This window comes from Rhodococcus sp. NPDC060086, from assembly GCF_042730275.1.
GTDB lineage: Bacteria > Actinomycetota > Actinomycetes > Mycobacteriales > Mycobacteriaceae > Rhodococcus.
In genome coordinates this window covers 35,908-60,589 of sequence record NZ_JBHWWZ010000005.1, presented here as the reverse complement: position 1 = coordinate 60,589, position 24,682 = coordinate 35,908, and the positions used below count along the sequence as shown (strand labels likewise).

26 protein-coding genes are annotated in these 24,682 nt (G+C 66.9%); 9 read left to right on the top strand and 17 right to left on the bottom strand.

What is annotated here, in order from left to right; all coding sequences use genetic code 11:
* Positions 1-134: 134 nt before the first annotated feature.
* On the top strand, positions 135-2,192 hold the full coding sequence (locus tag ACFWB0_RS05210; protein WP_378489373.1) for an N-acetylmuramoyl-L-alanine amidase: 2,058 nt from the start codon (positions 135-137) through the stop codon (positions 2,190-2,192).
* A 24-nt stretch (positions 2,193-2,216) separates the two neighbouring features.
* Here ACFWB0_RS05210 and ACFWB0_RS05205 read toward each other — a convergent pair whose 3' ends face one another.
* The gene (locus tag ACFWB0_RS05205) at positions 2,217-3,038 is read right to left on the bottom strand and encodes an HAD family hydrolase (RefSeq protein WP_378489372.1); all 822 of its coding nucleotides are present in this window, start codon (positions 3,036-3,038) and stop codon (positions 2,217-2,219) included.
* A 4-nt stretch (positions 3,039-3,042) separates the two neighbouring features.
* Positions 3,043-3,858 (bottom strand): lysophospholipid acyltransferase family protein, encoded by an 816-nt coding sequence (locus ACFWB0_RS05200; RefSeq protein WP_378489371.1) that lies wholly within the window; start codon positions 3,856-3,858, stop codon positions 3,043-3,045.
* Between the two features lie 64 nt (positions 3,859-3,922).
* On the opposite strand from ACFWB0_RS05200, the gene ACFWB0_RS05195 reads away from it, so the two are divergent.
* The 3 genes from ACFWB0_RS05195 (at position 3,923) to ACFWB0_RS05185 (ending at position 7,615) form a co-directional block, all read left to right on the top strand.
* Positions 3,923-4,741, top strand: coding sequence for a hypothetical protein (locus ACFWB0_RS05195; RefSeq protein ID WP_378489370.1), 819 nt, complete (start codon positions 3,923-3,925; stop codon positions 4,739-4,741).
* 54 nt (positions 4,742-4,795) lie between these two features.
* A complete protein-coding gene (locus ACFWB0_RS05190; RefSeq protein ID WP_378489369.1) occupies positions 4,796-6,391 on the top strand; it encodes a Rieske 2Fe-2S domain-containing protein in 1,596 nt (531 codons plus the stop codon).
* Between the two features lie 201 nt (positions 6,392-6,592).
* A complete protein-coding gene (locus tag ACFWB0_RS05185) occupies positions 6,593-7,615 on the top strand; it encodes an alpha/beta hydrolase-fold protein (RefSeq protein WP_378489368.1) in 1,023 nt (340 codons plus the stop codon).
* Between the two features lie 17 nt (positions 7,616-7,632).
* Here the strand turns inward: ACFWB0_RS05185 and ACFWB0_RS05180 are convergent, their stop codons facing one another.
* Complete coding sequence (locus ACFWB0_RS05180) at positions 7,633-8,595, bottom strand: hypothetical protein (protein WP_378489367.1); 963 nt, start codon at positions 8,593-8,595, stop codon at positions 7,633-7,635.
* Between the two features lie 24 nt (positions 8,596-8,619).
* A complete protein-coding gene (locus ACFWB0_RS05175) occupies positions 8,620-9,804 on the bottom strand; it encodes an MFS transporter (RefSeq protein WP_378489366.1) in 1,185 nt (394 codons plus the stop codon).
* Positions 9,805-10,004: 200 nt separating this feature from the next.
* Between ACFWB0_RS05175 and ACFWB0_RS05170 the strand changes: the two genes are divergently transcribed.
* Positions 10,005-10,421, top strand: a complete 417-nt coding sequence (locus tag ACFWB0_RS05170; protein WP_378489454.1) for a PaaI family thioesterase — start codon at positions 10,005-10,007, stop codon at positions 10,419-10,421.
* A 19-nt stretch (positions 10,422-10,440) separates the two neighbouring features.
* Here the strand turns inward: ACFWB0_RS05170 and serS are convergent, their stop codons facing one another.
* Together serS and ACFWB0_RS05160 are read right to left on the bottom strand one after the other, a co-directional pair.
* Positions 10,441-11,703, bottom strand: a complete 1,263-nt coding sequence (serS, locus tag ACFWB0_RS05165; RefSeq protein WP_378489365.1) for a serine--tRNA ligase — start codon at positions 11,701-11,703, stop codon at positions 10,441-10,443.
* Positions 11,704-11,714: 11 nt separating this feature from the next.
* Positions 11,715-12,107, bottom strand: a complete 393-nt coding sequence (locus tag ACFWB0_RS05160; protein ID WP_378489364.1) for an ankyrin repeat domain-containing protein — start codon at positions 12,105-12,107, stop codon at positions 11,715-11,717.
* Positions 12,108-12,154: 47 nt separating this feature from the next.
* On the opposite strand from ACFWB0_RS05160, the gene ACFWB0_RS05155 reads away from it, so the two are divergent.
* Both ACFWB0_RS05155 and ACFWB0_RS05150 read left to right on the top strand, forming a co-directional pair.
* The gene (locus tag ACFWB0_RS05155) at positions 12,155-13,204 is read left to right on the top strand and encodes a septum formation family protein (RefSeq protein ID WP_378489363.1); all 1,050 of its coding nucleotides are present in this window, start codon (positions 12,155-12,157) and stop codon (positions 13,202-13,204) included.
* A 12-nt stretch (positions 13,205-13,216) separates the two neighbouring features.
* Positions 13,217-13,555 (top strand): metallopeptidase family protein, encoded by a 339-nt coding sequence (locus ACFWB0_RS05150; RefSeq protein WP_378489362.1) that lies wholly within the window; start codon positions 13,217-13,219, stop codon positions 13,553-13,555.
* A 21-nt stretch (positions 13,556-13,576) separates the two neighbouring features.
* Here the strand turns inward: ACFWB0_RS05150 and ACFWB0_RS05145 are convergent, their stop codons facing one another.
* The 9 genes from ACFWB0_RS05145 to ACFWB0_RS05105 form a co-directional block, all read right to left on the bottom strand.
* The gene (locus ACFWB0_RS05145; RefSeq protein WP_378489361.1) at positions 13,577-13,738 is read right to left on the bottom strand and encodes a hypothetical protein; all 162 of its coding nucleotides are present in this window, start codon (positions 13,736-13,738) and stop codon (positions 13,577-13,579) included.
* Positions 13,739-13,952: 214 nt separating this feature from the next.
* Positions 13,953-14,240: a putative quinol monooxygenase gene (locus ACFWB0_RS05140; protein WP_378489453.1), complete on the bottom strand. Its 288-nt coding sequence runs from the start codon at positions 14,238-14,240 to the stop codon at positions 13,953-13,955.
* Positions 14,241-14,326: 86 nt separating this feature from the next.
* Positions 14,327-15,085 carry an SDR family NAD(P)-dependent oxidoreductase gene (locus ACFWB0_RS05135; RefSeq protein ID WP_378489360.1) on the bottom strand — a complete coding sequence of 253 codons (759 nt, stop codon included), beginning with the start codon at positions 15,083-15,085 and terminating at the stop codon, positions 14,327-14,329.
* Between the two features lie 23 nt (positions 15,086-15,108).
* Complete coding sequence (locus ACFWB0_RS05130; protein WP_378489359.1) at positions 15,109-16,266, bottom strand: acyl-CoA dehydrogenase family protein; 1,158 nt, start codon at positions 16,264-16,266, stop codon at positions 15,109-15,111.
* A gap of 26 nt (positions 16,267-16,292) precedes the next feature.
* Entirely contained in the window at positions 16,293-17,276 is a 984-nt protein-coding gene (locus ACFWB0_RS05125; protein WP_378489358.1) for an NAD(P)H-dependent flavin oxidoreductase, read from the bottom strand.
* Between the two features lie 25 nt (positions 17,277-17,301).
* A complete protein-coding gene (locus ACFWB0_RS05120; RefSeq protein ID WP_378489357.1) occupies positions 17,302-17,925 on the bottom strand; it encodes a TetR/AcrR family transcriptional regulator in 624 nt (207 codons plus the stop codon).
* A gap of 35 nt (positions 17,926-17,960) precedes the next feature.
* Positions 17,961-18,722 (bottom strand): 3-hydroxyacyl-CoA dehydrogenase, encoded by a 762-nt coding sequence (locus ACFWB0_RS05115; RefSeq protein ID WP_378489356.1) that lies wholly within the window; start codon positions 18,720-18,722, stop codon positions 17,961-17,963.
* A 28-nt stretch (positions 18,723-18,750) separates the two neighbouring features.
* The gene (locus ACFWB0_RS05110; RefSeq protein ID WP_378489355.1) at positions 18,751-19,944 is read right to left on the bottom strand and encodes a thiolase family protein; all 1,194 of its coding nucleotides are present in this window, start codon (positions 19,942-19,944) and stop codon (positions 18,751-18,753) included.
* A 115-nt stretch (positions 19,945-20,059) separates the two neighbouring features.
* Complete coding sequence (locus ACFWB0_RS05105) at positions 20,060-20,860, bottom strand: crotonase/enoyl-CoA hydratase family protein (RefSeq protein WP_378489354.1); 801 nt, start codon at positions 20,858-20,860, stop codon at positions 20,060-20,062.
* A gap of 172 nt (positions 20,861-21,032) precedes the next feature.
* Between ACFWB0_RS05105 and ACFWB0_RS05100 the strand changes: the two genes are divergently transcribed.
* Together ACFWB0_RS05100 and ACFWB0_RS05095 are read left to right on the top strand one after the other, a co-directional pair.
* A complete protein-coding gene (locus ACFWB0_RS05100) occupies positions 21,033-22,001 on the top strand; it encodes an NADPH:quinone oxidoreductase family protein (RefSeq protein WP_378489353.1) in 969 nt (322 codons plus the stop codon).
* 25 nt (positions 22,002-22,026) lie between these two features.
* Positions 22,027-22,821 carry an enoyl-CoA hydratase gene (locus ACFWB0_RS05095; RefSeq protein ID WP_378489352.1) on the top strand — a complete coding sequence of 265 codons (795 nt, stop codon included), beginning with the start codon at positions 22,027-22,029 and terminating at the stop codon, positions 22,819-22,821.
* A gap of 54 nt (positions 22,822-22,875) precedes the next feature.
* On the opposite strand, the gene ACFWB0_RS05090 is transcribed toward ACFWB0_RS05095, so the two are convergent.
* Together ACFWB0_RS05090 and ACFWB0_RS05085 are read right to left on the bottom strand one after the other, a co-directional pair.
* A complete protein-coding gene (locus ACFWB0_RS05090) occupies positions 22,876-23,520 on the bottom strand; it encodes a TetR/AcrR family transcriptional regulator (protein ID WP_378489351.1) in 645 nt (214 codons plus the stop codon).
* 91 nt (positions 23,521-23,611) lie between these two features.
* Positions 23,612-24,625: a LacI family DNA-binding transcriptional regulator gene (locus ACFWB0_RS05085; protein WP_378489350.1), complete on the bottom strand. Its 1,014-nt coding sequence runs from the start codon at positions 24,623-24,625 to the stop codon at positions 23,612-23,614.
* Positions 24,626-24,682 lie beyond the last annotated feature (57 nt).

The window sequence follows — 24,682 nt, the reverse complement described above, 5'->3', positions numbered from 1 at the left end:
CAACAGCAACAATGGCATCACAAGTTGCCTTCATCCACGGCTCTTTCCGGCACGGAACAGGCTCGAGGATGTTGGATTCCGACAAGTGATACCGCCTGTCCGAACCCGCGCACACCAACAGGGAGTAGCAAACAGTGCCGCATCGCCGCCCGAAGCCGTCGATCGTCCTGGGTGCCGTCGCCGCCCTGGCCGTCGCAACACCTTTCGCGGTGTCCGGCTTCACCAGTGACCAGACCGAGATCCGACAGACCAGCGATTCCGTCGAGGCCGTTGCACCTACGATCGCCGAGGTCGTGCTCGCATCGGTACCCGACCTCGTGATCCCCCTCGAAGAACTGACCGGGCTCAACCTTCCCGACATGAGCCTCAAAGAGATCGTCCAGGGAATCCCTGAGGTCAGGACAGCACCCGACCCCAACGGTGGACCGATCGGACATGTGGGCGCCGTCGTCAAGGAACTCACCCGCGACACGCCCTTCAGCCTCGTCGCCCTCACTGCGAGCGACGTCGCCGACACCGATGCGATGATCCGCGCGCAGAACGAGGACGGCACGTGGGGTGCCTGGTCGGTGACCGAACCCCTCGAGACTGCCCGCAACGACTCCTCCCCCGATACGCGCAGAGGCACCGAGGCGATCTTCGTCGGCGCGACCAACGCCGTGCAGGTCCTGCTGACACCGCGACCGGGTCCGGAGCCGAATCTCGCCGGTGCCGAGGCGCCGCCGGAAGCGGCGCCTGCACCGCCGGCACCAGAGGCTCCCGCTGCGCCCGAGGCTCCCGCACCGGCTGAAGCGCCTGCACCTGCCGAAGCACCCGTGCCCGCCGAAGCACCCGTGCCTGCCGAAGCACCGGCCCCCGTTGCGGCACCCGTAGAGGGCGCACCCGAACTCGGGTACGTCCCCGCGTCGTCGTCACGCCCGCTGCACGTCCAGGATCCCGCCCAGGCCCTCGCCGACAGCGTCAGTGCCGTACTCATCGACCCGGGCACCAGCCCCGCCGATGCCACCCTCTCGGACATCGCGGGCCCGGTGGGCTCCTCCGACCTCAAGGTCATCACCCGCTCACAGTGGGGCGCCGACGAATCGATCCGATGCGACGAGCCCACCTACGACGACTCGCTGGGTGGGGCCACGGTGCACCACACTGCGGGCAGCAACGACTACTCGAAAGCAGAATCCGCGGAGATCGTGCGCGCGATCTACGCCTACCACGCGCAGACACTCGGCTGGTGCGACGTCGGATACAACGTCCTCGTCGACAAGTACGGCCAGATCTTCGAGGGTCGCGCGGGCGGCCTCGATCGCAACGTGCAGGGCGCCCACTCCGGCGGCTTCAACGAGAACACGATGGGTATCGCCATGATGGGCGACTTCTCGTCGGCGACACCCCCCGACGCCACCGTCGACTCGGTGGGCAAGTTCCTCGGCTGGCGGCTCGCGAAGGCCGGACTCGACCCCAAGGGGCGCACCACGATGTACTCCGAGGGCACCTCGTTCACCCCGTACCCCCGCGGTGCGGCCGTCGACCTGCCGATCATCTTCGCGCACCGCGACGTGGGCAGCACCAGCTGCCCCGGCGACGGCGGATACGCCCAGATGGACAAGATCCGCAACATCGCCGCGGAGGCCGCGAAGGGCACGAGCCCGAGCACCGATCTCGCGACGGACAACCCTCCGCCCGCGCGCGGTGCGGTACCCGACAGCAGTGCAGGGGCGCCGGCCACCGGATCGGCCGACAACGTGCAGAACCTCGTGCAGGAACTGATTCGGCTCGCCGACAATCACCCGCTGGCCCAGAAGTGGATCGCCGAAGGCGGCGAGGCCGGACGTCTGGGTACGGCATTGACATCGATCCTCCCCGTCAAGGGTGGATTCGAGAGCGCCCAGTTCGTCAACGGGGCCATCTACACCTCACCCAACGGCGGTGTGTGGACGGTGCTCGGTGAGATCTACCAGGCGTGGCAGAAGTCCGGGCTCGACGCTGGTGAGCTGGGGTTGCCCACCAGCGACGAGTACCGGGTGCCGGACGGTTGGCGATCGGACTTCGAGTTCGGTTCGCTGATCTTCAACGAGGTCACCGGTGTCGTCACGAAGGTGCTCCGCGCCTACAACGACGCCTACGAGGAGTCGATGCAGGCACCTGCACCGGCACCGGAAGCCGCGCCGGCACCTGAACCGGTGCCCGCGGGCTGACCTACGGTCACCGGCAGATACGAGTCACTGCCACCAGCGTTCGAGGATGCGGGCAACCCCGTCCTCGACGTTGGTGGCAGTGACTTCGTCTGCCACCGATTTGGCCTCGGGGTGCGCGTTCTCCATCGCGACACCGTGACGCGCCATCGACAGCATCGGGATGTCGTTGGGCATGTCGCCGAATGCGACGAGATGTTCGGCCGTCACCCCGAGATGCCGAGCGGCCTCCTGCAGCCCCGACGCCTTCGTGATCCCCGCCGCAGAGATTTCGATGAGGCCGTTGTCGGTCGAGTACGTCAGGTCGACGAGGCCGCGGAGCTCCGGAAGGAGTATCGCGGCCATCTCGGCACTGGTCGCACCCGGCTGCCGGATCAACAGCTTGATGGCGGGCTCGGCGATCACGTCGTGCTCGGCGAGTTCGGTGTTGTCCGGATTGAGCCACGCATGCTCGTATCCCGGTGAACTCACGAATTGGGGTGTCGCGGCATCGTGTGCGCTGGCCCCGATCCGTTCGGCCGCGAGCCCGCTCCCCGGCAGGACGGCGACCGCGAGCTCGGCGAGCCACGACAATTCGTCCGTGCCGAGCAGCGCGGCGCTGAGTATCCGGTCGGAGGCGCTGTCGTAGAGGACCGCGCCGTTGGCGCACACCGCGAGCGGCGCATACCGGAGTTGGTCGACCACCGGCGCGATCCACCGCGGCGGGCGGCCGGTCGCGAGGACGAACGGAGTTCCGGAATCGATCACCGCATGTACTGCGCTGCGGGTGCGATCGGAAATCCTCTCCGAGTCGTCGATCAGGGTGCCGTCGACATCTGTCGCGACAAGGCTCGGACGCTGAGGGCTCACTCCGTCATTGTGCCGAAGGGCCGTTTCCCGTCGCGCCCGGCTCTCCCCCAGCGTCGTCACCGGCCTCGCGACCGGTGCGTTCCGCCTCTTTGCGGGCACGACGTTCGGCCGCGACCCGCGCGTCCTCGGCGTTCGCTTCCTCGGGCGTCGGGGCCGAACCGCCGAGCCGCTTCGGCACCCAGTAGGCGCCCGGCTCGTGGCGATAGTCCTTCTGCGCTTCCTGCAGCATCCGCTCCATGGTGGTGTGCAGCTGCGCGGTCATCTCTGTGACAGGCTCGTACGGCTCGATCGGCGCCCCGACGATGATGGTGATGGGCGTGTTCGTCCGGCCGAGTCGCTTCGGGTGTCCTTTGGTCCACACCCGCTGCGACCCCCACAGCACCATCGGGACGACGGGCACACCGGCTTCGAGGGCCATCCGGGCCGCACCGGACCTGAATTCCTTGAGTTCGAAACTGCGGCTGATCGTCTCCTCGGGGAACACACCGACGAGTTCGCCTCTGCGTAGCGCCTCGACCGCAAGTCGATACGCTTCGCCGGCGCCTCCGCGGTCGACGGGGATGTGCTTCATGGCGCGCATCATCGGCCCGGAGATCTTGTTGTCGAAGACTTCCTTCTTCGCCATGAACCGGATGTACCGCTTGGTCTCACGTGCAGGTATGCCCGCGTAGGTGAAGTCCATGTAGCCCGTGTGGTTCATCGCGATGACCGCTCCCCCGGTCGCCGGGATCTGTTTCGCCCCGGAGATCCTGAATTTCAGGCCCTGCGCTGCGAACAGTGTGCGTGCCACGCCGATGATGGTCCGGTAGAAGGGTTCCACGTCGGTTAGCGTAGCCGGGTCCACGGCAGCAGACCGATCGCGATCGACGTCAGAGGCGACAGTAATGAGCACCACCACCCGAAAGTCCCGCCTGCTCGCGCTCACCGGCGCAAGCGTCGTAGTGGCCTTGACCACGGTGGGATGCGCGGGCGACGGGCAGTCCGGCATCCCCACCGAGAGCCCCGGACCACCCGCCGCTACGGAGACCGTCACTGCTTCACCCGCGACGACGGAAGCGCCCGCGGTACCGGTCGGTGACGTGCCGGGCAACGCCGCGGCGGCCGAGGCGCTGCAGGCGTGGGTGAACGACCTGGTGTCGGGGAACGACGTGACCGCCGAGTGCTGGACGATCGCCCCCGACCGGGCCGAGGCCATGTATTCGGACGTCGACGCGATCACTGCCGCAGTGCAGCGACCCGGGCAGGACGGCCAGTACGCGGTGACGTGGTCCGCCGACGGCACCGACGTGTCGGTGCTGCGCAGCGAGATCGCATCCGGATACGCGTGCCCGTACGTGCACCCGGCCGGCGGCGACATCTACACGGGTCGCGACGCCGTCTACGCGGTGGAACGGTTCCTCGGACGTGCCACAGGCGATCCGGTCCACTCCGACGACACCGAGGAGAACTACCCGCTGATCTGCCCGGGGAGGGAGATCTGGGATCCGTGGGGCACCGGCAGTCCGGGAGCACCGCCACTGTCGATGGTTCCGGATGCCCTCGGCGACGTGACGACATTCGACGCGGAATCGGGGACCTTCTCACCTCTCGACGAGGTCTACGGAAGTGTGACGATTCCGGTCGTCGAGGCAGGAACGGCTCGTGACCTGGTTGTCTACGTCACAACCGCATCGAACGGATACTGCCTGGGCGCAGTGGACTGAGCGGCTCCGCCTACCCTGGTGGTCACGTCGGCCAGCCCGTCAGGAGGCAACGAAGTGCAGATCACCAGCGTCGGACACGCCGGTTTCCACATCCAGACCGAAGCCGGGTCCATCCTGTGCGACCCGTGGGTCAACCCTGCCTATTTCGCGTCGTGGGTGCCGTTCCCGGACAACACAGCGCTGGATTGGGACGCGCTCGGTGACGTCGATTACCTGTACGTGTCGCACCTGCACAAGGATCACTTCGATCCGGGCACGCTGAGCAAGTACGTCAGCAAGGACGCGAGGGTGCTGCTGCCGGACTATCCGGTGCCGGAGCTGCGGCGTGAACTCGAGGCACTGGGCTTCACCAAGTTCCTCGAGACCACCGACTCCGTCAAGCATCGGATCACCACGGCCGGAATCGAGGTCGCTCCGCAGGCTCCGCTCGAGCCGGGCGAGCTCGACATCATGATCATCGCGCTCCGGGCGCCCGCCGACGGACCGATCGGCGACTCCGGTCTCGTCGTCTCCGACGGCGCAACCACGGTGTTCAACATGAACGATGCGCGTCCGATCGACATGGATCCGATGCACGACGCATTCGGCCGCATCGACATCCACCTACTGCAGTACTCGGGTGCCATCTGGTACCCGATGGTCTACGACATCCCGAAGAAGACCAAGGCAAACTTCGGCAAGCAGAAACGCCAGCGCGGCATGGACCGCTGCCGCAGCTACATCGAGCAGGTCGGCGCCACCTGGATCGTGCCGTCGGCCGGACCGCCGGTGTTCCTCGACGACGATCTGCGCGACCTCAACGACGACCACGGCGACGAGGGGAACATCTTCCCCGACCAGCACGTGTTCCTCGAGCAGCTGCGCATCCACGGGCGCGACGGCGGCCTGCTGATGATCCCGGGATCGACCGTGGATCTGGTCGGCAAGGATCGGATGACCCTCACTCACCCGATCCCGGACGAGCAGGTCGATGCGATCTTCACCGACAAGGCCGCCTATATCGAGGACATGGCGCAGCGGTTCGCGCCGATCATCGCGGCGGAGAAGGCCACATGGGCTCCCGCGGAGGGCGAGCCGTTACTGCACGCCCTGAAGGCGAAGTTCGAGCCGATCATGGCGCAGTCCGACCTGATCTGCGACGGCATCGGCTACCCCGTGGGTCTGGTGATGGGCTCGGGAGACGACGCCGAAACCGTCGTGCTGGACTTCCCGAAGCGGATCGTGCGCGAGCCCGTCGAGGGAGAAGGCAAGTACCGCTACGGGTTCCGCATCGCGCCGGAGCTGGTACGGACGGTCCTGCGCGACGACGAACCCGACTGGGTCAACACGATCTTCCTGTCCACCCGCTTCACCGCGTGGCGGATCGGCGGATACAACGAGTTCCTGTACACGTTCTTCAAGTGCCTCACCGACGAGCGGATCGCCTACGCGGACGGCTGGTTCTCCGAGGCCCACGACGACACGGCGTCGATCGAGCTGGGCGGCTACGAGATTCAGCGTCGCTGCCCGCACCTGAAGGCCGACCTGTCGAAGTTCGGCGTGGTCGACGGCACCACGCTCACCTGCAACCTCCACGGCTGGCAGTGGGATCTCGAGTCCGGTCGCTGCAAGACGTCGAAGGGTCACGAGCTGCGCAGCAGCAAACTCTGACGCATCGATGCGTGGTTCCGGTAGCTCCGGCTACCGGAACCACCCACGACTCCCACAGGTTAGGGTCTGCTCACACTTGTGGCAGTCGGCGGAGAGGCGTGATCCAACTTGACCAAGAGCACCACCGTTCCCGCACCCTCTCCGAGGAAGCGTCGACCGGCCCCCGATCGCTCGGTTCCCACTCCGCCTACCGCCCGGGCCATGTTGCCGGGTGACGGAACGCCGGTCTTCACCTCCGACGGCAGCGACTGGATCGCGACGTTCGCCGTGGGCGACGCCGCGCTGCCGTCCTCGACAACCGCGGTCTTCCTCGACGTCAACTGCGTCACCGACCGCAGCCTGATCGCCGAGGGCACCATGCACCGCGACACGGACTCACGGTCGTGGGTCCTCTCCGTGCGGGTTCCGGCCGGCTGGCGCGGCGCGTACACGTTCATTCCGTCGAACACACCGCTCACGGTTCCGGACGGCGACGAGGACCAGCGGAACTGGTGGATCGCCTTCCGCCGGGGCGCCATCGGGACATTCGAGGGCGCTGCCCCCGATGCCGAACCGCAGCGACTCCGGACGGGCGCACATCCGGAGGGCATCCTCACGACCGACACGGTGGAGCTCGACGGAATCCCTCGGCGCGTCGGCACCTACGTACCGCCGGTGCCGGGTCGCGGCACCGTGGTGTTGTTCGACGGCGACGAGATCCGCCGTCACCGGGTGCTCGCGGCGTTCGACCATCCCGAGAACGCCCCCGCGCGGGTGCTCGTCGTCGACCACATCAGTGCCGACGGCCAGGGACGCAACGTGCGGGCGTCCGATCTGACCGCCAATCCGCGCTTCCGCGACGACGTTCTCGCGTTCGCGGGCGAGCCCGTGACGGTGGGCGGCTGCTCGTACGGCGGACTCGCGTCGATGTTCTTCGCATTGACCCGGCCCGATGCCGTGCGCGGTGCCGCCTGCCTGTCACCGTCGATGTGGTGGCACGACGAGCAGGGCCGAGACGTACCGACCCTTGCAGATGCCGATGAGGGCGGCGAGGTACCCATCCTCAGCGAGGTGGGCTCACTCGAGTGGATGATGCTCGACGAGGTCACCGCAGCAGCAGCGCGGCTGGCCGCGGCCGGACATCCGATCCGTTCGAAGACCTTCGCGGGTGGTCACGACTGGGTGCAGTGGCGCGAGCGGCTGCCCGCGCTGATCACCGAACTGCTGATCACACAGAATTCCTGATCACACAGAATTGCTGATCACACGGTCTGGTCGCTCCGGATCGGCTTGACCGCGGGCCTCGGTGCGAAGACCGGCACGAGCAACAGCACCGCGCCGCCCGCGATCAACGCGAAGGGCCACCACTGACGGTCCGCGGTCGCCACGGTGGGTTCGGCAGCCTGCGCGGCGCCGCCCTTGGGCAGTGCTTCCGTCGCTTCCCGAACGTTGCCCGAGATGCTCTCGACGACGTTGCTGACCGGTCCGACGCCCGCGACGAGCTGACCGGTGCCGTCGGTCAGTTGCCTGCCACCGTCGTCGAGCAGGACCAGGCCGTCGAGCAGCTGCTGGGACCCGTCGGCGGCCTGGGACATACCCGCGACGAACTGCGCGTCCGGGTCGGTGAGTTCGTAGGCGAGCTGCTGCGCTCCGCCGCGCAGCTGCGCGAGCTGGTCCATCGTGTCCGGTCCGAGGCCCTGATTGTTCAGCATGCCGACCAGCTCCCGGATCTCCCCGGACGCCGAGCGCGACACCGGGTCACCGGACAGGTCGAGGGTATCGGCGACGGTCGTCAGCTTCGCGGTGACGCTGCCCTGCATCTCGCCGAATCCGGTGAGCCGGGTGACCACTTCGTCAACACCGCCGCTGACCTGGGATGCCCCGTCACCGAGCAGACCGACACCGCCCTGGAGTTGATCGAGCCCACCCGCGAGTTGTTCTCCGCCTGCCCTTGCCTGCCCGAGGCCGTCGGCGAGTTGCTTTGCGCCGTCGTCGAGTTGACGGCTGCCGTCGGTGAGCTGGCCGACTCCACCGCCGAGAATCGAGAGGGGAAGGCTGGCCTGCTGCAATGTGCTGCGGGCATCGGAGACGCCCTCGCCCCCGGCTTCCTGTTCTGCAACGGTGACGGTGGTGTCGGGTGAATCCAGATAGGCGAAGGTCGATCCGGCGCCCACGAGGGCGAGCCCGGACACGGCGGTGATCATGGTGAGCAGACGTGCACGCATGTGCGTCGACGCTAGAGCGTCCGGCTAAGAGCTTGCTGAGCAGCCCCGGGTAGGCAGCCATCGGCCGGCTACGAGGCCCACGACGAGCAGCGGCAATACCGTCGCGACGACCAGCCCGGACAGTGGAATCCATGTCGAGCCCACCGCGAACCCCGCGAACACACCGACCGACAGGATCTCACTCGTCAGGCCCACGACCGAGGTCACCGTCGCACGGGTGCGGCCCGACATCGTGTCCTGCAACCGGGCCTCGGCAACGACAGCGGTGTTGTGCAGCGCGCCGTATCCGAGCCCGATCGCGACGAACCCGCCGACACCGCCCGCGAGGGCGCCGACTGCGAGGGCGCCGACTGCGAGGAGCACTGCCCCCGCCATCACCACCGCGCCCATCACCCGACCACTCATCGACGCGGTCCGGCCCGCCGTCGCGGCACCGATCACCTGACCGACCACCGTCAGCGCCACCAGGACCGGCACCTGCTCGATGCTCGCACCACCTTCCCGTGCGAGCAGACCGAAGTACTCGTCGAAGGCAAGGCCTGCGAGCAGAGCGGCAGCGAGGATCACCGCGCGGCGCACCACCTTGTCGGTGCGCACTTCGGTCGTGCCCTCACGCAGTGCCCCGACGTAGCGGGCGAGCAACGTGTCGCGGGTGCCGTCGACCTCGTCGGCATCCATGACCCGGGGCGCGGACGGCAAGGTCAGAACCAGTGCCGCATTCGCGATGGTGATCGCCACGGACAACCATCCGACGAGCGCGTAACCACCGAGTTCGAACAGCGGCGCCGCCGACAGGATCGCGACGAAGACACACACCATCTCGCCGGCGTTCGCATATCCCGTCACGGCGGCGTACCTGCGCTCGGCGCCGAGCGCCGCGAGTTCGTCGTAGAGGAGCGCCTCGAAGGTGCCCGACTTCAGGGATTCACTGACGCCCCACAGCACGAAACCGGTCGCGAAACCCCAGACCGTCGGCCACAGCATCCAGATCGTGAAGGTCGCAGTGAACAGGGCGCCACTGCAAAGCAGCAGACCACGGCGCGACACCGTGTCCGCCCACGCGCCCGATGGAACCTCCGTCACGAACGCGACAACCGACCACAGCACGAACAGCAGCGAAATGCTCCCGGTGCTCAGCCCGCGGTCTTCGAACAGCAGCGCGTAGAGACCGTAGAGCGGCACCAGTTCGCGGGTGGCCGCATAGGCCACCGCCCGGACGGACAGCGAGGTCGAGGGGTCGAATCAACATCGTCGGCGCATGACTACAGCATGGCACTGCAGTTCGCTCGTGTCACGGACGACGTGTACGTCCGATACCGTCGTCGATTGTGAGCGAGGACAACGAACTGCACCGGCAACGCACCTACACGTGGGACGATCCGGCACCGACGTCGGCCGCCAATCGCGACATGAAGGGACTCGAGTTCCTGCGCGGGCTGATGGACGGCAGCATCCCCCATCACCCCACGTCACGGACATTGGGTTTCACCGTCACCGACGCGCGGGAAGGGTTCGTCGAAGTGACGTTGGAGGTGCAGGAGTTCCACGCCAACGCCGTCGGCAGTGTGCACGGCGGGGTGCTCGCCACGCTGTTCGACACGGCGATGGGATTCTCGGTGTCGAGCACGCTCGACGCGGGTGTCGGCTACACGACCCTCGACCTACAGGTGCGCTACCTCCGCGGGGTACAACCCGGCCACATCCTGCGCGTGCAGGGATTCTGCGAGCACGCCGGTCGCCGCACCGCGACCGCACGCGGAGAAGCGCGCGACGAGCAGGGCCGGTTGGTGGCGACCGGCTCCACGAGTTGCCTCATCCTGAGCTGACGTTCGGCAGCACCGGCGGTCAGCCGGTGGGCTCGAGCACCTCACGCCCGACGAACGGCACCAGCGCTGCGGGGACCTTGACGGTGCCGTCGGCCTGCTGGTGGTTCTCGAGCAGTGCCACGAGCCACCGCGTCGTCGCCAACGTCCCGTTGAGGGTCGCGGCGGTCTGCGGCTTGCCGTTCTCGTCGCGGTAGCGGACGCCGAGACGACGCCCCTGGAAAGTGGTGCAGTTCGACGTCGACGTCAGTTCGCGGTACCGCTGCTGCGTCGGCACCCATGCCTCGCAGTCGAACTTGCGGGCGGCCGAAGAACCGAGGTCGCCGCCGGCAACATCGATGACCCGGTACGGAACGTCGATCGCAGCGAGCATCTCGCGTTCCCACGCCAGGAGCCGCTGATGCTCTGCAGTGGCCTCCTCGGGCTTGCAGTAGACGAACATCTCGACCTTGTCGAACTGGTGCACGCGGATGATGCCGCGGGTGTCCTTGCCGTAGCTGCCTGCCTCGCGGCGGAAGCACGACGACCAGCCCGCGTATCGTTTCGGTCCGCCGGACAGGTCGAGGATCTCGCCCGAGTGGTAGCCCGCGAGCGGCACCTCGGACGTGCCGACCAGGTACAGGTCGTCGTCCTCGAGGTGATACACCTCGTCGGCGTGCTGACCCAGGAAGCCGGTGCCACGCATGATCTCGGGGCGCACCAGCACCGGCGGGATCATCATCGTGAAGCCGTTGGCCGTGGCCTTCTGCGCAGCGAGCTGGAGCAGACCGAGCTGCAGCAGCGCGCCGTAGCCGGTGAGGAAGTAGAAGCGCGCACCGGAGACCTTGGCGCCGCGCTCCATGTCCATCAGGCCCAGCGACTCACCGAGGGTGAGGTGATCCTTCGGCTCGAAATCGAACGTGGGCAGCTCACCGACCGTCTCGAGGGTGACGAAATCGTCCTCGCCGCCTGCCGGAGCGCCCTCCTGGACGATGTTGGAGATCGCCATGTGTGCCCGCTCGAGCGCGTCCTGCGCAGCAGTCTGCTCGGCCTCGAGTTCCTTGACCTTGGCCGCGAGCTCCTTCGAGCCGTCGAGCAGTGCGGGACGCTCCTCCGGGGACGCCTTGCCGACCTTCTTACCCAGCGCCTTCTGCTCGGCGCGGGCGTTGTCGCCCGCCAGCACAGCGGCGCGGCGGGAAGCATCCGCATCGAGCAGCGCGTCGACGAGACCGGGGTCCTCGCCTCGGGTGCGCTGCGAGGCGCGAACGGTGTCGGGATTCTCGCGGAGGAACTTGAGGTCGATCACGAAGAGGAAGCCTACCTTTGCCAGAGCTGCAGGTAGTCCTCGCGCCCGAACATCTGCGCCGCGTCCACCGCAGTGGGATGCCCGCCCAGCGGATCGGCGCCCGCCTCGGTGAGCATGCGCACGACCTCTTCCTCACCCTTGAAGACGGCACCGGCGAGCGGAGTCTGACCGCGGTCGTTCGCGCGATTCACGTCTGCGCCCTTGTCGATGAGGACGCGTACGACCGCAGCGTTCCCGCGGTACGCGGCGAGCATGACGAGGGTGTCGCCCGCACCGTTCGTCAGATTCGCAGGGACACCCGCCTCGATGTACGTCGCCAAGGTCTCACTGTCGCCTGCGCGCGCTGCGTCGAAACAACTCTGGGCGATCTCTTGGATCCGGGGATCGATCTGGTCGTCGGCCATGAACCGACGTTACCCGGACGCGCCCCTCCAGGGCATGATGGGAGGCGATGGCCGAAGACAAGAAGAAGAAGCCGGTACGGCGTCCGCCGTCAGCAGAGCTGACGCGACGCGCGTTGGTGTTCGTGGCCGCGGGCGCGATCCTCGCCGCGATCGCGACGTTCGTCGTCGCGGGCTTCGAGGGAACCGATACCACCGACGGAAACACCAGCGGTGCGTCCCCGTCGACCGGCGCCGTCGCCGGTGATGCGTTCGGTACCTCCACCAGCGGCGACTGCCTGACCTGGACGGCGCTCGATGCGAGCGACCTCGCGAAGGTGGAGTGCGATCAGACCCACCTGTTCGAGGTGGTCGAAGATATCGATCTGAGTGCGTTCCCCGGATCCGAGTGGGGACCGGGGTCACGCTTCCCGTCGGTCCTCCGGTTCACCGAACTCCGCGACGAGATGTGTGCACCTGCCGCGATGGACTATCTGGGCGGCCGCTTCGATCCGCACGGCAAGTTCAGCATCGGACTGATCAACCCCGGCGAAGCCGGCTGGGCGGCAGGCGAACGCACGTTGCGCTGCGGACTGCAGTTCTCGTCGACCACCGGAAATCTGCTGCCGATCAATGGCAGGGTCGCCGACCAGGACCAGTCCCGCGCGTGGGACGTCGGCCTGTGCATCGGCATCAACAACGGGGTCCCGGCCGATCCCGTCGAATGCTCGAAGCCGCATGCTTTCGAGGTGGTGGCGACGGTGGACCTGTCCGAGAACTTCCCGGGCGGACTGCCGGGCGTGGAGGATCAGGACGCCTACCTCGAGCGGACCTGCACGGATCGGGTCAACGAATACCTGGGCAACCCCGACGCGCTGCGGAACAAGACGCTGACCCTGTTCTGGGACAACCTGAACTTCGACAGCTGGCTCGCGGGCAGCCGCAAGGTCAACTGCTCTGTCGGTAAGCAGGTCGAGGGCGGCGGCTTCGCCTCCATCACGGGCAGTGCGAAGGGCGACATCCTCATCGACGGTCAGCCTCCGGTCGCGCCGCCGCCGCAGCCCGACGGCCGGTCGCTGCCCATCCCACTCCCCGGGGCCGCTCCCCTGCCGGGGTCCTGACCGATGGTGGAGATGAGCGACGAACGCTTCGAGGGACTCGTCTCGGATGCGCTCGACGAGATTCCCGCGGCACTCACGCGAGCGATCGACAACGTAGTGGTCCTGGTCGAGCCGCGGCACGAGGACGAACCGGACCTGCTGGGCCTCTACCAGGGAATCGCGCTCACCGAACGCGACAGCCATTACGCCGGGTCGCTACCCGACACGATCACGATCTATCGCGACGCGATCCTCGACATCTGCCACACCGACGACGATGTGGTGCACGAGGTCGCGGTGACCGTCGTGCACGAGATCGCACACTATTTCGGAATCGAAGAGGAGCGCCTCCACCAGCTGGGCTGGGGATAGGCGCTCAGAACTCTTACGGGATCAGACGCGTGCGGGAGTGTTCCGCTCGACCTCTGCGTTCTTCTTGTCGGAAGCCAGAAGGAAGTGGGGGCCAACCGTCGATGCCACGAGCAGCAGCAGGCAGCAGGCGCTGACGACGACCGCGCACGCGACCACGATGATCATGCCGATCAGTTCCAACATGCCCGAATACCTCCACGCTCGACGCAACATCGGAGTGCAGGGATATCGCACTCCACGGAAGTGCAGTGGACACGACACTCCGAGGTTCACCTTAACCGGCCGCCCGGCCCCGGCGAAGACCGGCGTCCCTCTGCGACTCTCCGCAACCATGAAAATGTGGGGTCGAGCCTGTATTCCGGGCTCGACCCCACATTTTCGTTCTTCGACAGGCCGCTCAGAGCCCTGTGTAGTGCGTCAGCTTCGGCGCACCGGCGAGCAGGGGTCCGAGGTCGGTGATCGCGCCGTCGCCCGCGCGGAACTTGCGGTACGCGGTGTCGTGCTCCTGCGACTGCCACTTCTCGACGACGACCCAGCGTGCCTCGTTCTTCTGGTCCACGAGGATCTCGATGCCGACGCAGCCGTCGAACGCACGGGTCTCGTCGAGGACCCGAGTCATGACCGTCTTCGCGTCGTCGAGCGCGTCGGCCTTGAACTCGAGCTCCAGCAGTGCGGTGAGCGCCATGTTCTCCCTTTCGTAGAATGCCATTTTCACGCTCTACATTTCCCGATCGCTCCGGGCCGCGCAATAGGCCGGTCCCGGGGGGAGAACTAGAACATGCTGTATCCGCCGTCGATCAGTGTCGTGCTCCCGGTCTGGAAACGCGACGCGTCGCTCGCGAGGTACACCGCGATGCCTTCGAAGTCCTCGGGCGTGCCCCAGCGACCGAGCGGCACCCGAGAGATGACGTTGCTGTTGAACACCTCGGATTCCTGCAACTGCCCGGTGAGGTCGGTTGCGATCCAGCCGGGAAGGACGCTGTTGACGCGGATACCGAACCGCGCGAACTCGACGGCGCACCCGTTGGCCATGGCCAGCACCGCGGCCTTGGTCGCGCCGTACGCCTGATTGCGGCCGGCGCCCTGGAGCGCGCCGAGGCTCGACGTCACGATCATCGAACCACCGGTGCCTTGTGCGACGAGAACCTTCGACGATTCCCGCAACGTGAAGTACGCACCGTCGAGATTGGTCGCCATCACTTTCCGGTACTGCTCCGTCGACGATTCCGGGAATTTCTGCAGGGGGCCGGTGATACCCGCGTTGACGACGACGATGTCGAGGCCGCCGAGAGCGTCGGCAGCGTCGACGACGCCGTCGATCACCGCCTGCTCGTCGGCCACGTCGACCGACCGCGTGATCACCTTCGTGCCGAAGCCGGCGAGTTCGGTTGCCGCGACCTCGAGCTTGTCGGTACTGCGACCCCACAGCGCCACGTCGGCGCCTGCGCGCGCGAGTCCGCGCGCCATGCCGAGCCCGAGACCGGCCGATCCGCCGGTCACCAGGGCCCGCTTACCGGTCAGATCGAACATGCCGCTCACCATGTATGACCTCGCTACTTGAACTCGGCAGCGATGTCGCGGCCGATGATTTCCTTCATGACCTCCGTCGTGCCACCGTAAATCGTCTGGATCCGCGCGTCCCGGTACGCGCGACCGATCGCGTACTCCATCATGTAGCCGTAGCCGCCGTGCAACTGCACACCCCGGTCGACGACACGCTTCTGAAGTTCGCTGGCCCACCACTTGGCCTTCGATGCATCGACCGCGGTCAGTTCCCCGGCATTGAGCGCGAGAATGCACCGGTCGACATGCGACTCGGTCACCTCGATCTCGGTGAGCATCTCGGCGAGCACGAAACGGGTGTTCTGCAGATCGCCGATCGGCTTGCCGAATGCCTTGCGCTCGAACACGTACTGCTTCGTCCACTCGTACGCCGCGCGCGCAGAGGTGATCGCACTGACGGCGATGCCGATCCGCTCGAGCGGCAGGTTCTCCATGAGATGGACGAACCCGCGGCCTTCGGTGCCGAGCAGATTCTCGGCGGGCACGCGTGCGTCCTCGAACACCAGCTCTGCGGTGTCCTGCGCGGCGAGGCCGACCTTGTCGAGTTTGCGTCCGCGGCTGAAGCCGGGGGTGTCGCGCTCGACGACGATGAGCGAGAAGCCCTTCGATCCGGCACTCGGATCGGTGCGACACACCACGATCACGAGATCGGAGTGAATACCGTTGGTGATGAACGTCTTCTGGCCGTTGATGACCCAGTCGTCACCGTCGCGCACCGCGGTGGTCTTGACGCCCTGCAGGTCGGAGCCGGCGCCCGGCTCGGTCATCGCGATGGCGCCGATGATCTCGCCGGAGGCCATGCGCGGCAGCCAGCGGGCCTTCTGCTCCTCGGTTCCGAGGTGCAGAAGGTACGGGATGGCGATGTCGTCCTGAAGTGCCAGGGTCGCACCGAACGACGTGGTGTTGGTGCGGGCCGTCTCCTCCTGGACGATCTGACGGAACCGGTAGTCGGTGACACCGGATCCACCGAACTCTTCGGGGACGCCGAGGCCCAGGATCCCGGCCTTGCCCGCCGCGAGGTACACGGACCGGTCGATGAGCCGTTCCTCTTCCCATCGTTCGTAGTTCGGTTTGACCTCGCGGGCGCAGAACTCGCGCACCGTTTCCCGGTACGCCTCGTGATCACTCTCGAAATGGGTGCGCTTCATGGGTGTCTCCTGGGAGTGGGCGTGTATCAGGCGTTCACGCGGTCGATCAGACCTGCGAGACGCTCCGAGATCAGGGATTCTGCGTCGGCGACGATGCGCGCGACGAGCTCACCTGCGGTGGGGATGTCGTGGATGATGCCCTGGACGGTGCCGACGGTCCAGATTCCGGCCTCCGGGTCGCCGTTCTCGTACACGAGTCGCCCGCGCGCACCGGCGACGAGTTCCTGCACGTCGGGGAACTGCCCACCCCGCTCGAGGATCTCGACGACCTCGCGGCTGACGGAGTTGCTGGCCACGCGCGCGGTGTTGCGCAGCGTGCGGAAGATCAGTTCGGTGTCGGTTTCCTTCGCCTCGACGATCGCTTCCTTGATCTTCTGGTGGATGGGCGATTCGACGGTGCACATGAAGCGGGTGCCCATGTTGATGCCGTCGGCACCGAGTGCGAGTGCGGCGACGAGGCCGCGTCCGTCACCGAATCCGCCCGAGGCGACCATCGGGATGGTGATCTGCTCTGCTGCCGCGGCGATCAGGACGAGGCCGGGGATGTCGTCTTCACCGGGGTGTCCTGCGCATTCGAATCCGTCGATGCTGATGCCGTCGACACCGATATCCTGCGCCTTGACGGCGTGGCGGACACTGGTGCACTTGTGCAGCACCTTGATTCCGGCGGCGTGGAAGTCCGGCAGGTGCGGCGCGGGGTTGGATCCTGCGGTCTCGACGATCTTGATGCCGGAATCGATGATGACCTGACGGTATTCGTCGTACGGCGGCGGTGTGATCGACGGCAGGATCGTGAGGTTGACACCGAACGGCTGGTCGGTGAGCTCGCGGGTGCGGGCGATCTCCTTCTCGAGATCCTCGGGGGTGGGCTGGGTGAGCGCAGTGATCATGCCGAGTGCACCGGCATTGGCGACGGCGGCGACCAGTTCGGCGCGGCCGACCCACTGCATACCGCCCTGCACGATGGGGTGACGAACTCCGAAGGTTTCGGTGAAAGCGGTGGACAGCACGAAAGAGCTCCTCGCGGTGAGACGTTCAGGTGGTGGCGTGGTTGCCCACGATACGCAGGGCGATCACGATGTAGCGGTCGGCGACCTGCGCCGGGGTGAGTGGTCCGTCGAGTTGGTACCAGCGGGCGATGGATTGGAGCATGCCGAGCATGGCCCGGACGGTCTCCTCGGCATCGTCGACGTCGAAGACCCCTGCCTCGACACCGTCACGGACGAGGTCGAGCATGATGAGTTCGAGACGCTTTCGCGTAGCAGCGTAAGTACGGCGGTTTTCGAACGAGACGTGGCGCAGTTCGGAATCCAGCCCGGAACGCATGGCGCGGTACGTCATGTTGAGCACGATCGCCTCGACGGCATTGGAGAATCGGTCCACCGGGTCGGCGCCGCCGTCCCCGACCGAGGCCAGGACACGGTCGATGAGGTCGAGGACGGCGGCGTCGAGCAAGGTGACGAGAACGGCTTCCTTGTTCTCGAAGTGGTAGTACAGCGCAGGCACCGTCACACCGACCCGGCGGGCCAGGTCGCGCACGGTGGTGCCGTGGAAGCCGTTCTCGCTGAAGGCTTCCAATGCATGTTCGAGGATGGGGTCGTACCGCAACGGTTCGAAAACCCGCCAATCCGTGGACCTCGTCTCGGGCTGTGCGGTCATCGACCCCCTCCTCTCGCGTGTGCGTGCTGCGGTGTCTAGCGCGGTGCCATGCGGATGGCGCCGTCGAGACGGATGACCTCACCGTTGAGCATCGCGTTGGACACGATGTGCGCAGCGAGCGAACCGTATTCGGCGGGATCACCGAGGCGGGCCGGGTGCGGAACCTGCTGGCCGAGCGAGGCCTGGGCCTCTTCCGGCAGCGAGCCGAGCAGCGGGGTCTTGAACAGGCCCGGAGCGATGGTCACGACACGGATGAGCAGCGAGGCGAGATCACGGGCGATCGGCAGGGTCATGCCGACGACGCCACCCTTCGACGCCGAGTACGCGGCCTGCCCGATCTGGCCGTCGAACGCGGCGACGGAGGCGGTGTTGATGATGACGCCGCGCTCGCCGTCGATCGGCTCGGTCTTCGAAATACGCTCGGCTGCCAGTCGGATCACGTTGAACGTGCCGATCAGGTTGACGTCGATGACCTTCTTGAAGCCGTCGAGCGGGAAGGCGCCCTTCTTGCTGACGGTCTTCATGGCGTTGCCGATGCCGGCGCAGTTCACCGCGACGCGCAGCGGGCCGAGGGACTCGGCGAGGTCCAGTGCCGCCACGACGGCAGCCTCGTCCGTGACGTCGGCGGGCGCGAAGCGCGCACGGTCGCCGAGCTCCTTGGCGACGGCCTCACCGTTGGACGACGGGAGGTCGATGATGACGACGGTGGCGCCGTCGGCGATCAGTGCCTTGGTGGTGGCCAGGCCGAGGCCCGAGGCACCGCCGGTGACGACGGCGACGCTGTCGTTGACGATCATGAAATACCCCTTCGAATGGTGTTGTGTATCAGATACGTTCGATGATGGTGGCGTTGGCCATGCCCGCGCCCTCACACATCGTCTGCAGGCCGTAGCGGCCGCCCGTCGACTCGAGATGGTTGACGAGTGTGCTCAGCAGGCGGGTGCCCGACGAGCCGAGTGCGTGGCCGAGCGAGATCGCGCCGCCCCACGGGTTGAGCTTGGCCGGGTCGGCACCGAACTCGTGCGCCCATGCGAGCGGCACGGGCGCGAATGCCTCGTTGACCTCGTATGCGTCGATGTCGTCGATGCTCAGGCCCGACTTGGCGAGGATCTTCCGTGTGGCCGGGATCGGCGCGGTGAGCATGAAGACCGGGTCGTCACCTGCGACGGCGAACGAGTGGAAGCGGGCGCGCGGGGTGAGACCGAGCTTGTTCGCCAGCTCCTCGCTCATGATCAGCGCTGCGGATGCACCGTCGGTGAGGGGCGAGGAGTTACCGGGGGTGATGACCCACTGCGCCTCGGGAAAACGCGCAGCGTATTCCTCGGTATAGAACGACGGCTTCAGACCGGAGAGCCCCTCGGGTGTGGTTGCGGCGCGCACGGTCTCGTCGACGGTGTGCTGCACCTGCTCTCCTGCCGCGTTGGCGACCTCGATCGGCACGATCTCCTTGTCGAAGTGGCCTGCGGCGATCGCAGCAGCGGCGCGCTGGTGCGACTGCGCGGAGAACGCATCGAGGGCGTCGCGGTCGAACTTCCACTTGGCGGAGATCAGCTCTGCGGAGATGCCCTGGTTGACCAGACCCTCGGGGTAGCGGGCGCGGATGCTCGGACCGTGGGTGTCCTTGCCCATCGACGAGGTGCCCATCGGGATACGGCTCATCGATTCGACGCCGCATGCGATGACCATGTCGTAGGCACCTGCGATGACGCCCTGTGCCGCGAAGTGCGCGGCCTGCTGGCTGGACCCGCACTGGCGGTCGATGGTGGTGGCGGGAACGGACTCGGGGAATCCGGCCGCGAGCAGCGCGGTACGAGAGATGTTGAGCGACTGCTCGGAGGCCTGGTTCACGCACCCGCCGATGACATCGTCGACCTGCGCGGGGTCGATGCCATTGCGCTCGACGAGCGAGCGCAGCACGTGCGCGAGCAATTCGACGGGGTGGGTTCCCGAGAGTGCGCCTCCGGGCTTGCCTTTGCCGACCGCGGTGCGGACGACGTCGACGATGACTGCGTTGGTCATGGTGACTCCTGAATTCGAGCGGGTTGGCTTGGTACGGCCCGGTGGCGTGGGAATCGTCGCCGCGCCACCGGGCCGAGCTGTCGGGGCCGAGCCTGTCGGGGCTACAGCCTCGAAGTCAGCGGCCCTTCCACACGGGCTGCCGCTTCTGCGCGAACGCAGTGGGGCCCTCGATGGCGTCCTCGCTGGTGAAGACGACCTTCAAAGCTTCGACATTGGCGTTCCACGCCGCGTCTTCCCAGTCGGGAAGGTTCGCCGTACGGTAGATCATCGACTTCGATTCGCGGACCGACAGCGGCGCGTTGGCAGCGATCGTCTCGGCGATCTCGAGTGCGACGTCGAGGGCGGTGCCGGCAGGTGCGACGCGATTGACGAGACCGTATTCCTTGCCCTGCGCAGCGGAGATCGGTTCGCCGGTGAGGGCGATCTCGAGGGCGATCTTGCGTGGGATCTGCTGCTGGAGGCGGATCACGCCGCCTGCCGCAGCGAACAGGCCACGCTTGACTTCGGGCAATCCGAGTTTGGCTTCCTCGTCGACCACGGCGAGGTCGCTGGCGAGGACGAGTTCGGTTCCGCCGCCGAGCGCGAAGCCGTTGACGGCCGCGATGGTGGGCTTGCTGATCCAGTGCTGCGCGTATCCGGCGAAGCCCCATTCGGGGTGACCGGCAGCCGAGGTGTCCTCGCCTGAGGCGATGGCCTTGAGGTCGGCGCCCGCGCAGAACGCACGGCCGGAACCGGTGATCACGATGACACGGACGTCACCGTCGTTCTCGGCCTGTTCGAGGAAGGCGCCCACTGCGGTCGACAGCGCGCCGTTGACGGCGTTGAGCGCCTTCGGCCGGTTCAGCGTGATGATCGCGACCCCACCGCGTACTTCGTACAGCGCAGCAGCGTCGGTTGCCGTCGTATCGTCGGCCATTTCGTGCCCTCCCAAGTCCGGACCCTCTACTTATCGATCGCTAAAGAACTACCACGGAACGATCGCTCGGTCAATGGCTACGTTCTATCTAGCGCCCGATCAGTTACGCGTGGTAATGATTGCGAGGGCGATCGGCACGAGACCGATGCGTCCCACACACGGCGGGAGAACAATGCAGGCAGCACATCTGACCGAGAACATCGGACCCGACGGCATACACACCGTCGACATCCCCGAACCGACCCCCGGCCCGGACCACGTCGTCGTCGACCTGCACGCAGCAGGCGTCTCGTTCCCCGACCTACTCCAGACCAGCGCCGGCTACCAGGTGGTTCGCCCACTTCCCTGCGTTCTCGGCTCCGAAGGCGCAGGCATCGTCCGCTCCGCACCCGCAGGCAGCGGGTTCACCCCCGGCCAGCGGGTTGCCGTGCTCGCACACGGCGGCGCGTGGCAGCAGACGGTCGCCGTCGACCCCCGGTCGGTGTTCGCGCTCCCCGACCACGTGTCGCTCACGGCAGCGGCCGGTATGCCACTGAACTACCTGACGGCTCACTTCGCCCTCGACGAACGCGCACGTTACCGCCCCGGAGAGACGGTGCTCGTCCACGGCGCCGCAGGCGGTGTCGGCGTCGCCGCGCTCAATGTCGCTGCGGCACTCGGCCTCGAGACGATCGCCGTCGTGAGCACCGACGACAAGGCCGAGGTGGCCGGAGCCAACGGAGCGACCCACGTCATCCGTGTCGACGGATTCAAGGACAGAGTCCTCGAACTCACCGGCGGACGAGGCGTCGACATCGTGCTCGACCCCGTCGGCGGCGACCGGTTCACCGACAGCCTCCGCAGCCTCGCGCCGGGTGGTCGCGCCGTGGTACTCGGCTTCACCGGCGGCGAGATCCCGATCGTGAAGGTCAACCGCCTTCTGCTCAAAAATATCTCGGTGGTCGGCGCGGGCTGGGGCGAACACATCCGAATGCTTCCCGAGTACCCCGCGGAGCAGTGGAACACGCTCGAACCCCTGCTGCGGTCGGGCGCCCTACGGGTCCCCGAACCCACCGTCCACCCCCTGACCGAGGCCGCGGACGCGCTGAACTCACTCGCAACCCGTTCCGCCACAGGAAAAGTCGCACTCTCACTTCGATAGCGACACCGAACCCGAAGGACACCGCATGACCGAGAACCCCACCAACGATCTGCCCGGCGTCGACGTCGAGGTCACCGACGGCATCCTGCGCGTGACGATCAACCGCCCCGCGCGCATGAACGCCGTTCAGGCGGTTACGCTCACCGCCATCGGCGACGCTTTCGAGAAGTACGCGGACGACGACTCCATCCGCGTCGCCGTCCTCACCGGTACCGGACGGGCCTTCTGTTCGGGCGCCGATATTGCCGGCCGCGATCTGTCGGTACCGCCGAGCAGCGAGACCATCGATGCCGGAAACCGGGTGGCCGCACTGCTCCGCACCTTCCCCCGACCCGTCATCGGCGCTGTGAACGGTGCCGCAGCCGGAATCGGTGTGTCGCTGGCACTTTCGTGCGACCTCACCGTCGCGAAGGAGTCCACGTACTTCCTTCTCGCGTTCACCAAGATCGGCCTGATGCCCGACGGCGGCGCCACCGCCCTGGTCGCCGCGTCGGTCGGACGCGCCCGCGCCCTGAAGCTGGCGCTGCTCGCCGAGCGTCTCCCGGCTCCCGAGGCGCTCGCGGCAGGGTTGATCGCCGAGACCTACCCGGACGACGAATTCGACACAAAGGTCGAGGAACTCGCGAAGCGACTCGCGGACGGCCCGACTCCCGCCTTCGCGTCCACCAAGCATGCGATCAACGACGCGACGCTCACCGAACTCGACAATGCCTTCACCCGCGAGTGGGACGGGCAGATGAAGCTGCTCGCCGGGCCGGACTTCAAGGAAGGGGTCAGCGCTTTCCAGGAGAAGCGGCCCGCGAACTTCCGCGCGAACTGATCACGCAACCGGTCGGGGCACGTCACCTGCAGGGCGCTGTCCGTGCAGGCACTGTCACGCAGGAGGATGGGCCCCGACCGTCTTGAGCGCGATCGCCACGTACTTCTTCGCGACCTCCGGCGGGCTGAGCGTTCCCTCCGCGTGGTACCAGCGGGGAATCGACTGGCACATCCCGAGCAGAGCACGCGTGGTCTCGGCGGAATCGTCGACGTCGAACGCTCCCGAGGCGGTACCTTCTTCGACGATCTGCCGCACGATCTGCTCGATTCCCTTACGTACCGCACGGTAACGCTGGCGGTTCTCGGGGCTCAGGTACCGCGCCTCACCTTCGAGCGCCGCGAGTCGCGCGCGCATCGTCATCCGCAGCACGATCGCTTCGATGACATTCGACAGGCGCTGCACGGGATCGGTGCCGCCGTCGGCGTCGGCCGCGTGCGAGCGTGAGAGCACATCGCTCGTCGACAGCTCGAGCAAGGCGATGAGCAGGCCTTCTTTGTTCTCGTGGTGGTAGTAGAGCGCGGGCACCGTGACCCCGACCCGCCGCGCGATCTCACGCACGGACGTGCCGTGGAAGCCTGTTTCGTAGAACGCGTCGAGACTCGCCGACAGGATCGGGGTGAGCTCCATCGGTTCGAGGGTGCGCCAGTCCGGAGCAACGGCCTCTGCCGCGGCGACTGTGTCGTCGGTCGAACTCCCCATGAACTCATCCAACCTATCGATCGCTATACCCGGACGGCTCGAGGATACCTGTGCAGGTACCCGGATAGACCGGACCGTCGCTGTCGGCACTTCAGCCGGCATGGCCGGTCGATTCGCGCACCACGAGCTGGGTGGGCAACACGAGCGACCCCGGTTCGGCGACCCGCTCGTAGGCGAGACGACCCAGCATCTCGATCGCCTGCGCTCCGGCGTCCTCGGTGCGCTCCGCGAGCGTGGTCAGGGAGGGCGTGCAGATCGCCGACCCGAACATGTCGTCGAACCCGACGACGCTCATCTGCTCCGGCACCGAGATTCCCCGTTCCCGCAATCTCCGCAGGACACCGATCGCGAGCATGTCGTTGTGGCAGACGACTGCGGTGGCGCCCGCGGCGACGGCGGCATCTGCCGCCGCCGGTCCGCTCCCCAAAGTTGGCGAGTACGGCCCGAATCGACGAACCTGTATGTCGTGCAGTTCAGCCGCGGCCTGCAGACCTGCCCAGCGTCGCGCACCCGACCACGATTCCGGCGGTCCGCCGAGTACAAGGAGCGCCCGGTGGCCGAGTGAGGCGAGGTGGTCGACGATCTGGCGAGTACCCGAGTCGTAGTCGGCGACGACGCACGAGACGCCACGGGTCGCACGGTTGACCAGCGTGACCGCATTCAGTTCGGCCACCGAGCGCAGGTCGTCGTCGGGTAACCGTGACGCGCTGAGGACGAAGCCGTCGACGGCCGGGCCGAGCCGCGACACCAGCTGCCGTTCCGTTGCGGCACTCTCCTTGGTGTTGCCGAGAACGAGCGTGCGGCCCGCCGCGGCGGCAGCGCGTTCCGCACCGTTGATGATGCCCGCGAAATACGGGTTCGTGATGTCGGGAACCAGCAGAGCGAAGGTGTTGGTGCGTCCCGACTCGAGTGCCCGCGCCATCGGGTTCGGGGTGTACCCGAGTTCGGTGGCGATCCCGAGGACGTGTTCGCGAGTGGTGATGTTGACCCGGTCCGGATTGGTGAACGAACGGGACACGGTGGATGTGGCCACGCCTGCGGCACGTGCGACGTCGGTGAGGGTCGCTCGTTTACGGGGCGGCACACGCTGGTGTTCAGGGGGCATGAAGACCAGTATGGCAAAAAATGGCAAGCGATTGCCGTGTGATGCCCGCCACCCTTA

Bases quoted from the DNA above. Each gene is read 5' to 3' on its own strand.
- ACFWB0_RS05195 (WP_378489370.1), top strand. From the start codon at position 3,923: ATGAGCACCACCACCCGAAAGTCCCGCCTGCTCGCGCTCACCGGCGCA.
- ACFWB0_RS05185 (WP_378489368.1), top strand. From the start codon at position 6,593: ATGTTGCCGGGTGACGGAACGCCGGTCTTCACCTCCGACGGCAGCGAC.
- ACFWB0_RS05180 (WP_378489367.1), bottom strand. From the start codon at position 8,595: ATGCGTGCACGTCTGCTCACCATGATCACCGCCGTGTCCGGGCTCGCC.
- ACFWB0_RS05170 (WP_378489454.1), top strand. From the start codon at position 10,005: ATGAAGGGACTCGAGTTCCTGCGCGGGCTGATGGACGGCAGCATCCCC.
- ACFWB0_RS05160 (WP_378489364.1), bottom strand. From the start codon at position 12,107: ATGGCCGACGACCAGATCGATCCCCGGATCCAAGAGATCGCCCAGAGT.
- ACFWB0_RS05155 (WP_378489363.1), top strand. From the start codon at position 12,155: ATGGCCGAAGACAAGAAGAAGAAGCCGGTACGGCGTCCGCCGTCAGCA.
- ACFWB0_RS05150 (WP_378489362.1), top strand. From the start codon at position 13,217: ATGAGCGACGAACGCTTCGAGGGACTCGTCTCGGATGCGCTCGACGAG.
- ACFWB0_RS05145 (WP_378489361.1), bottom strand. From the start codon at position 13,738: ATGTTGGAACTGATCGGCATGATCATCGTGGTCGCGTGCGCGGTCGTC.
- ACFWB0_RS05140 (WP_378489453.1), bottom strand. From the start codon at position 14,240: ATGGCGCTCACCGCACTGCTGGAGCTCGAGTTCAAGGCCGACGCGCTC.
- ACFWB0_RS05135 (WP_378489360.1), bottom strand. From the start codon at position 15,085: ATGTTCGATCTGACCGGTAAGCGGGCCCTGGTGACCGGCGGATCGGCC.
- ACFWB0_RS05130 (WP_378489359.1), bottom strand. From the start codon at position 16,266: ATGAAGCGCACCCATTTCGAGAGTGATCACGAGGCGTACCGGGAAACG.
- ACFWB0_RS05120 (WP_378489357.1), bottom strand. From the start codon at position 17,925: ATGACCGCACAGCCCGAGACGAGGTCCACGGATTGGCGGGTTTTCGAA.
- ACFWB0_RS05115 (WP_378489356.1), bottom strand. From the start codon at position 18,722: ATGATCGTCAACGACAGCGTCGCCGTCGTCACCGGCGGTGCCTCGGGC.
- ACFWB0_RS05110 (WP_378489355.1), bottom strand. From the start codon at position 19,944: ATGACCAACGCAGTCATCGTCGACGTCGTCCGCACCGCGGTCGGCAAA.
- ACFWB0_RS05105 (WP_378489354.1), bottom strand. From the start codon at position 20,860: ATGGCCGACGATACGACGGCAACCGACGCTGCTGCGCTGTACGAAGTA.
- ACFWB0_RS05100 (WP_378489353.1), top strand. From the start codon at position 21,033: ATGCAGGCAGCACATCTGACCGAGAACATCGGACCCGACGGCATACAC.
- ACFWB0_RS05095 (WP_378489352.1), top strand. From the start codon at position 22,027: ATGACCGAGAACCCCACCAACGATCTGCCCGGCGTCGACGTCGAGGTC.
- ACFWB0_RS05090 (WP_378489351.1), bottom strand. From the start codon at position 23,520: ATGGGGAGTTCGACCGACGACACAGTCGCCGCGGCAGAGGCCGTTGCT.
- ACFWB0_RS05085 (WP_378489350.1), bottom strand. From the start codon at position 24,625: ATGCCCCCTGAACACCAGCGTGTGCCGCCCCGTAAACGAGCGACCCTC.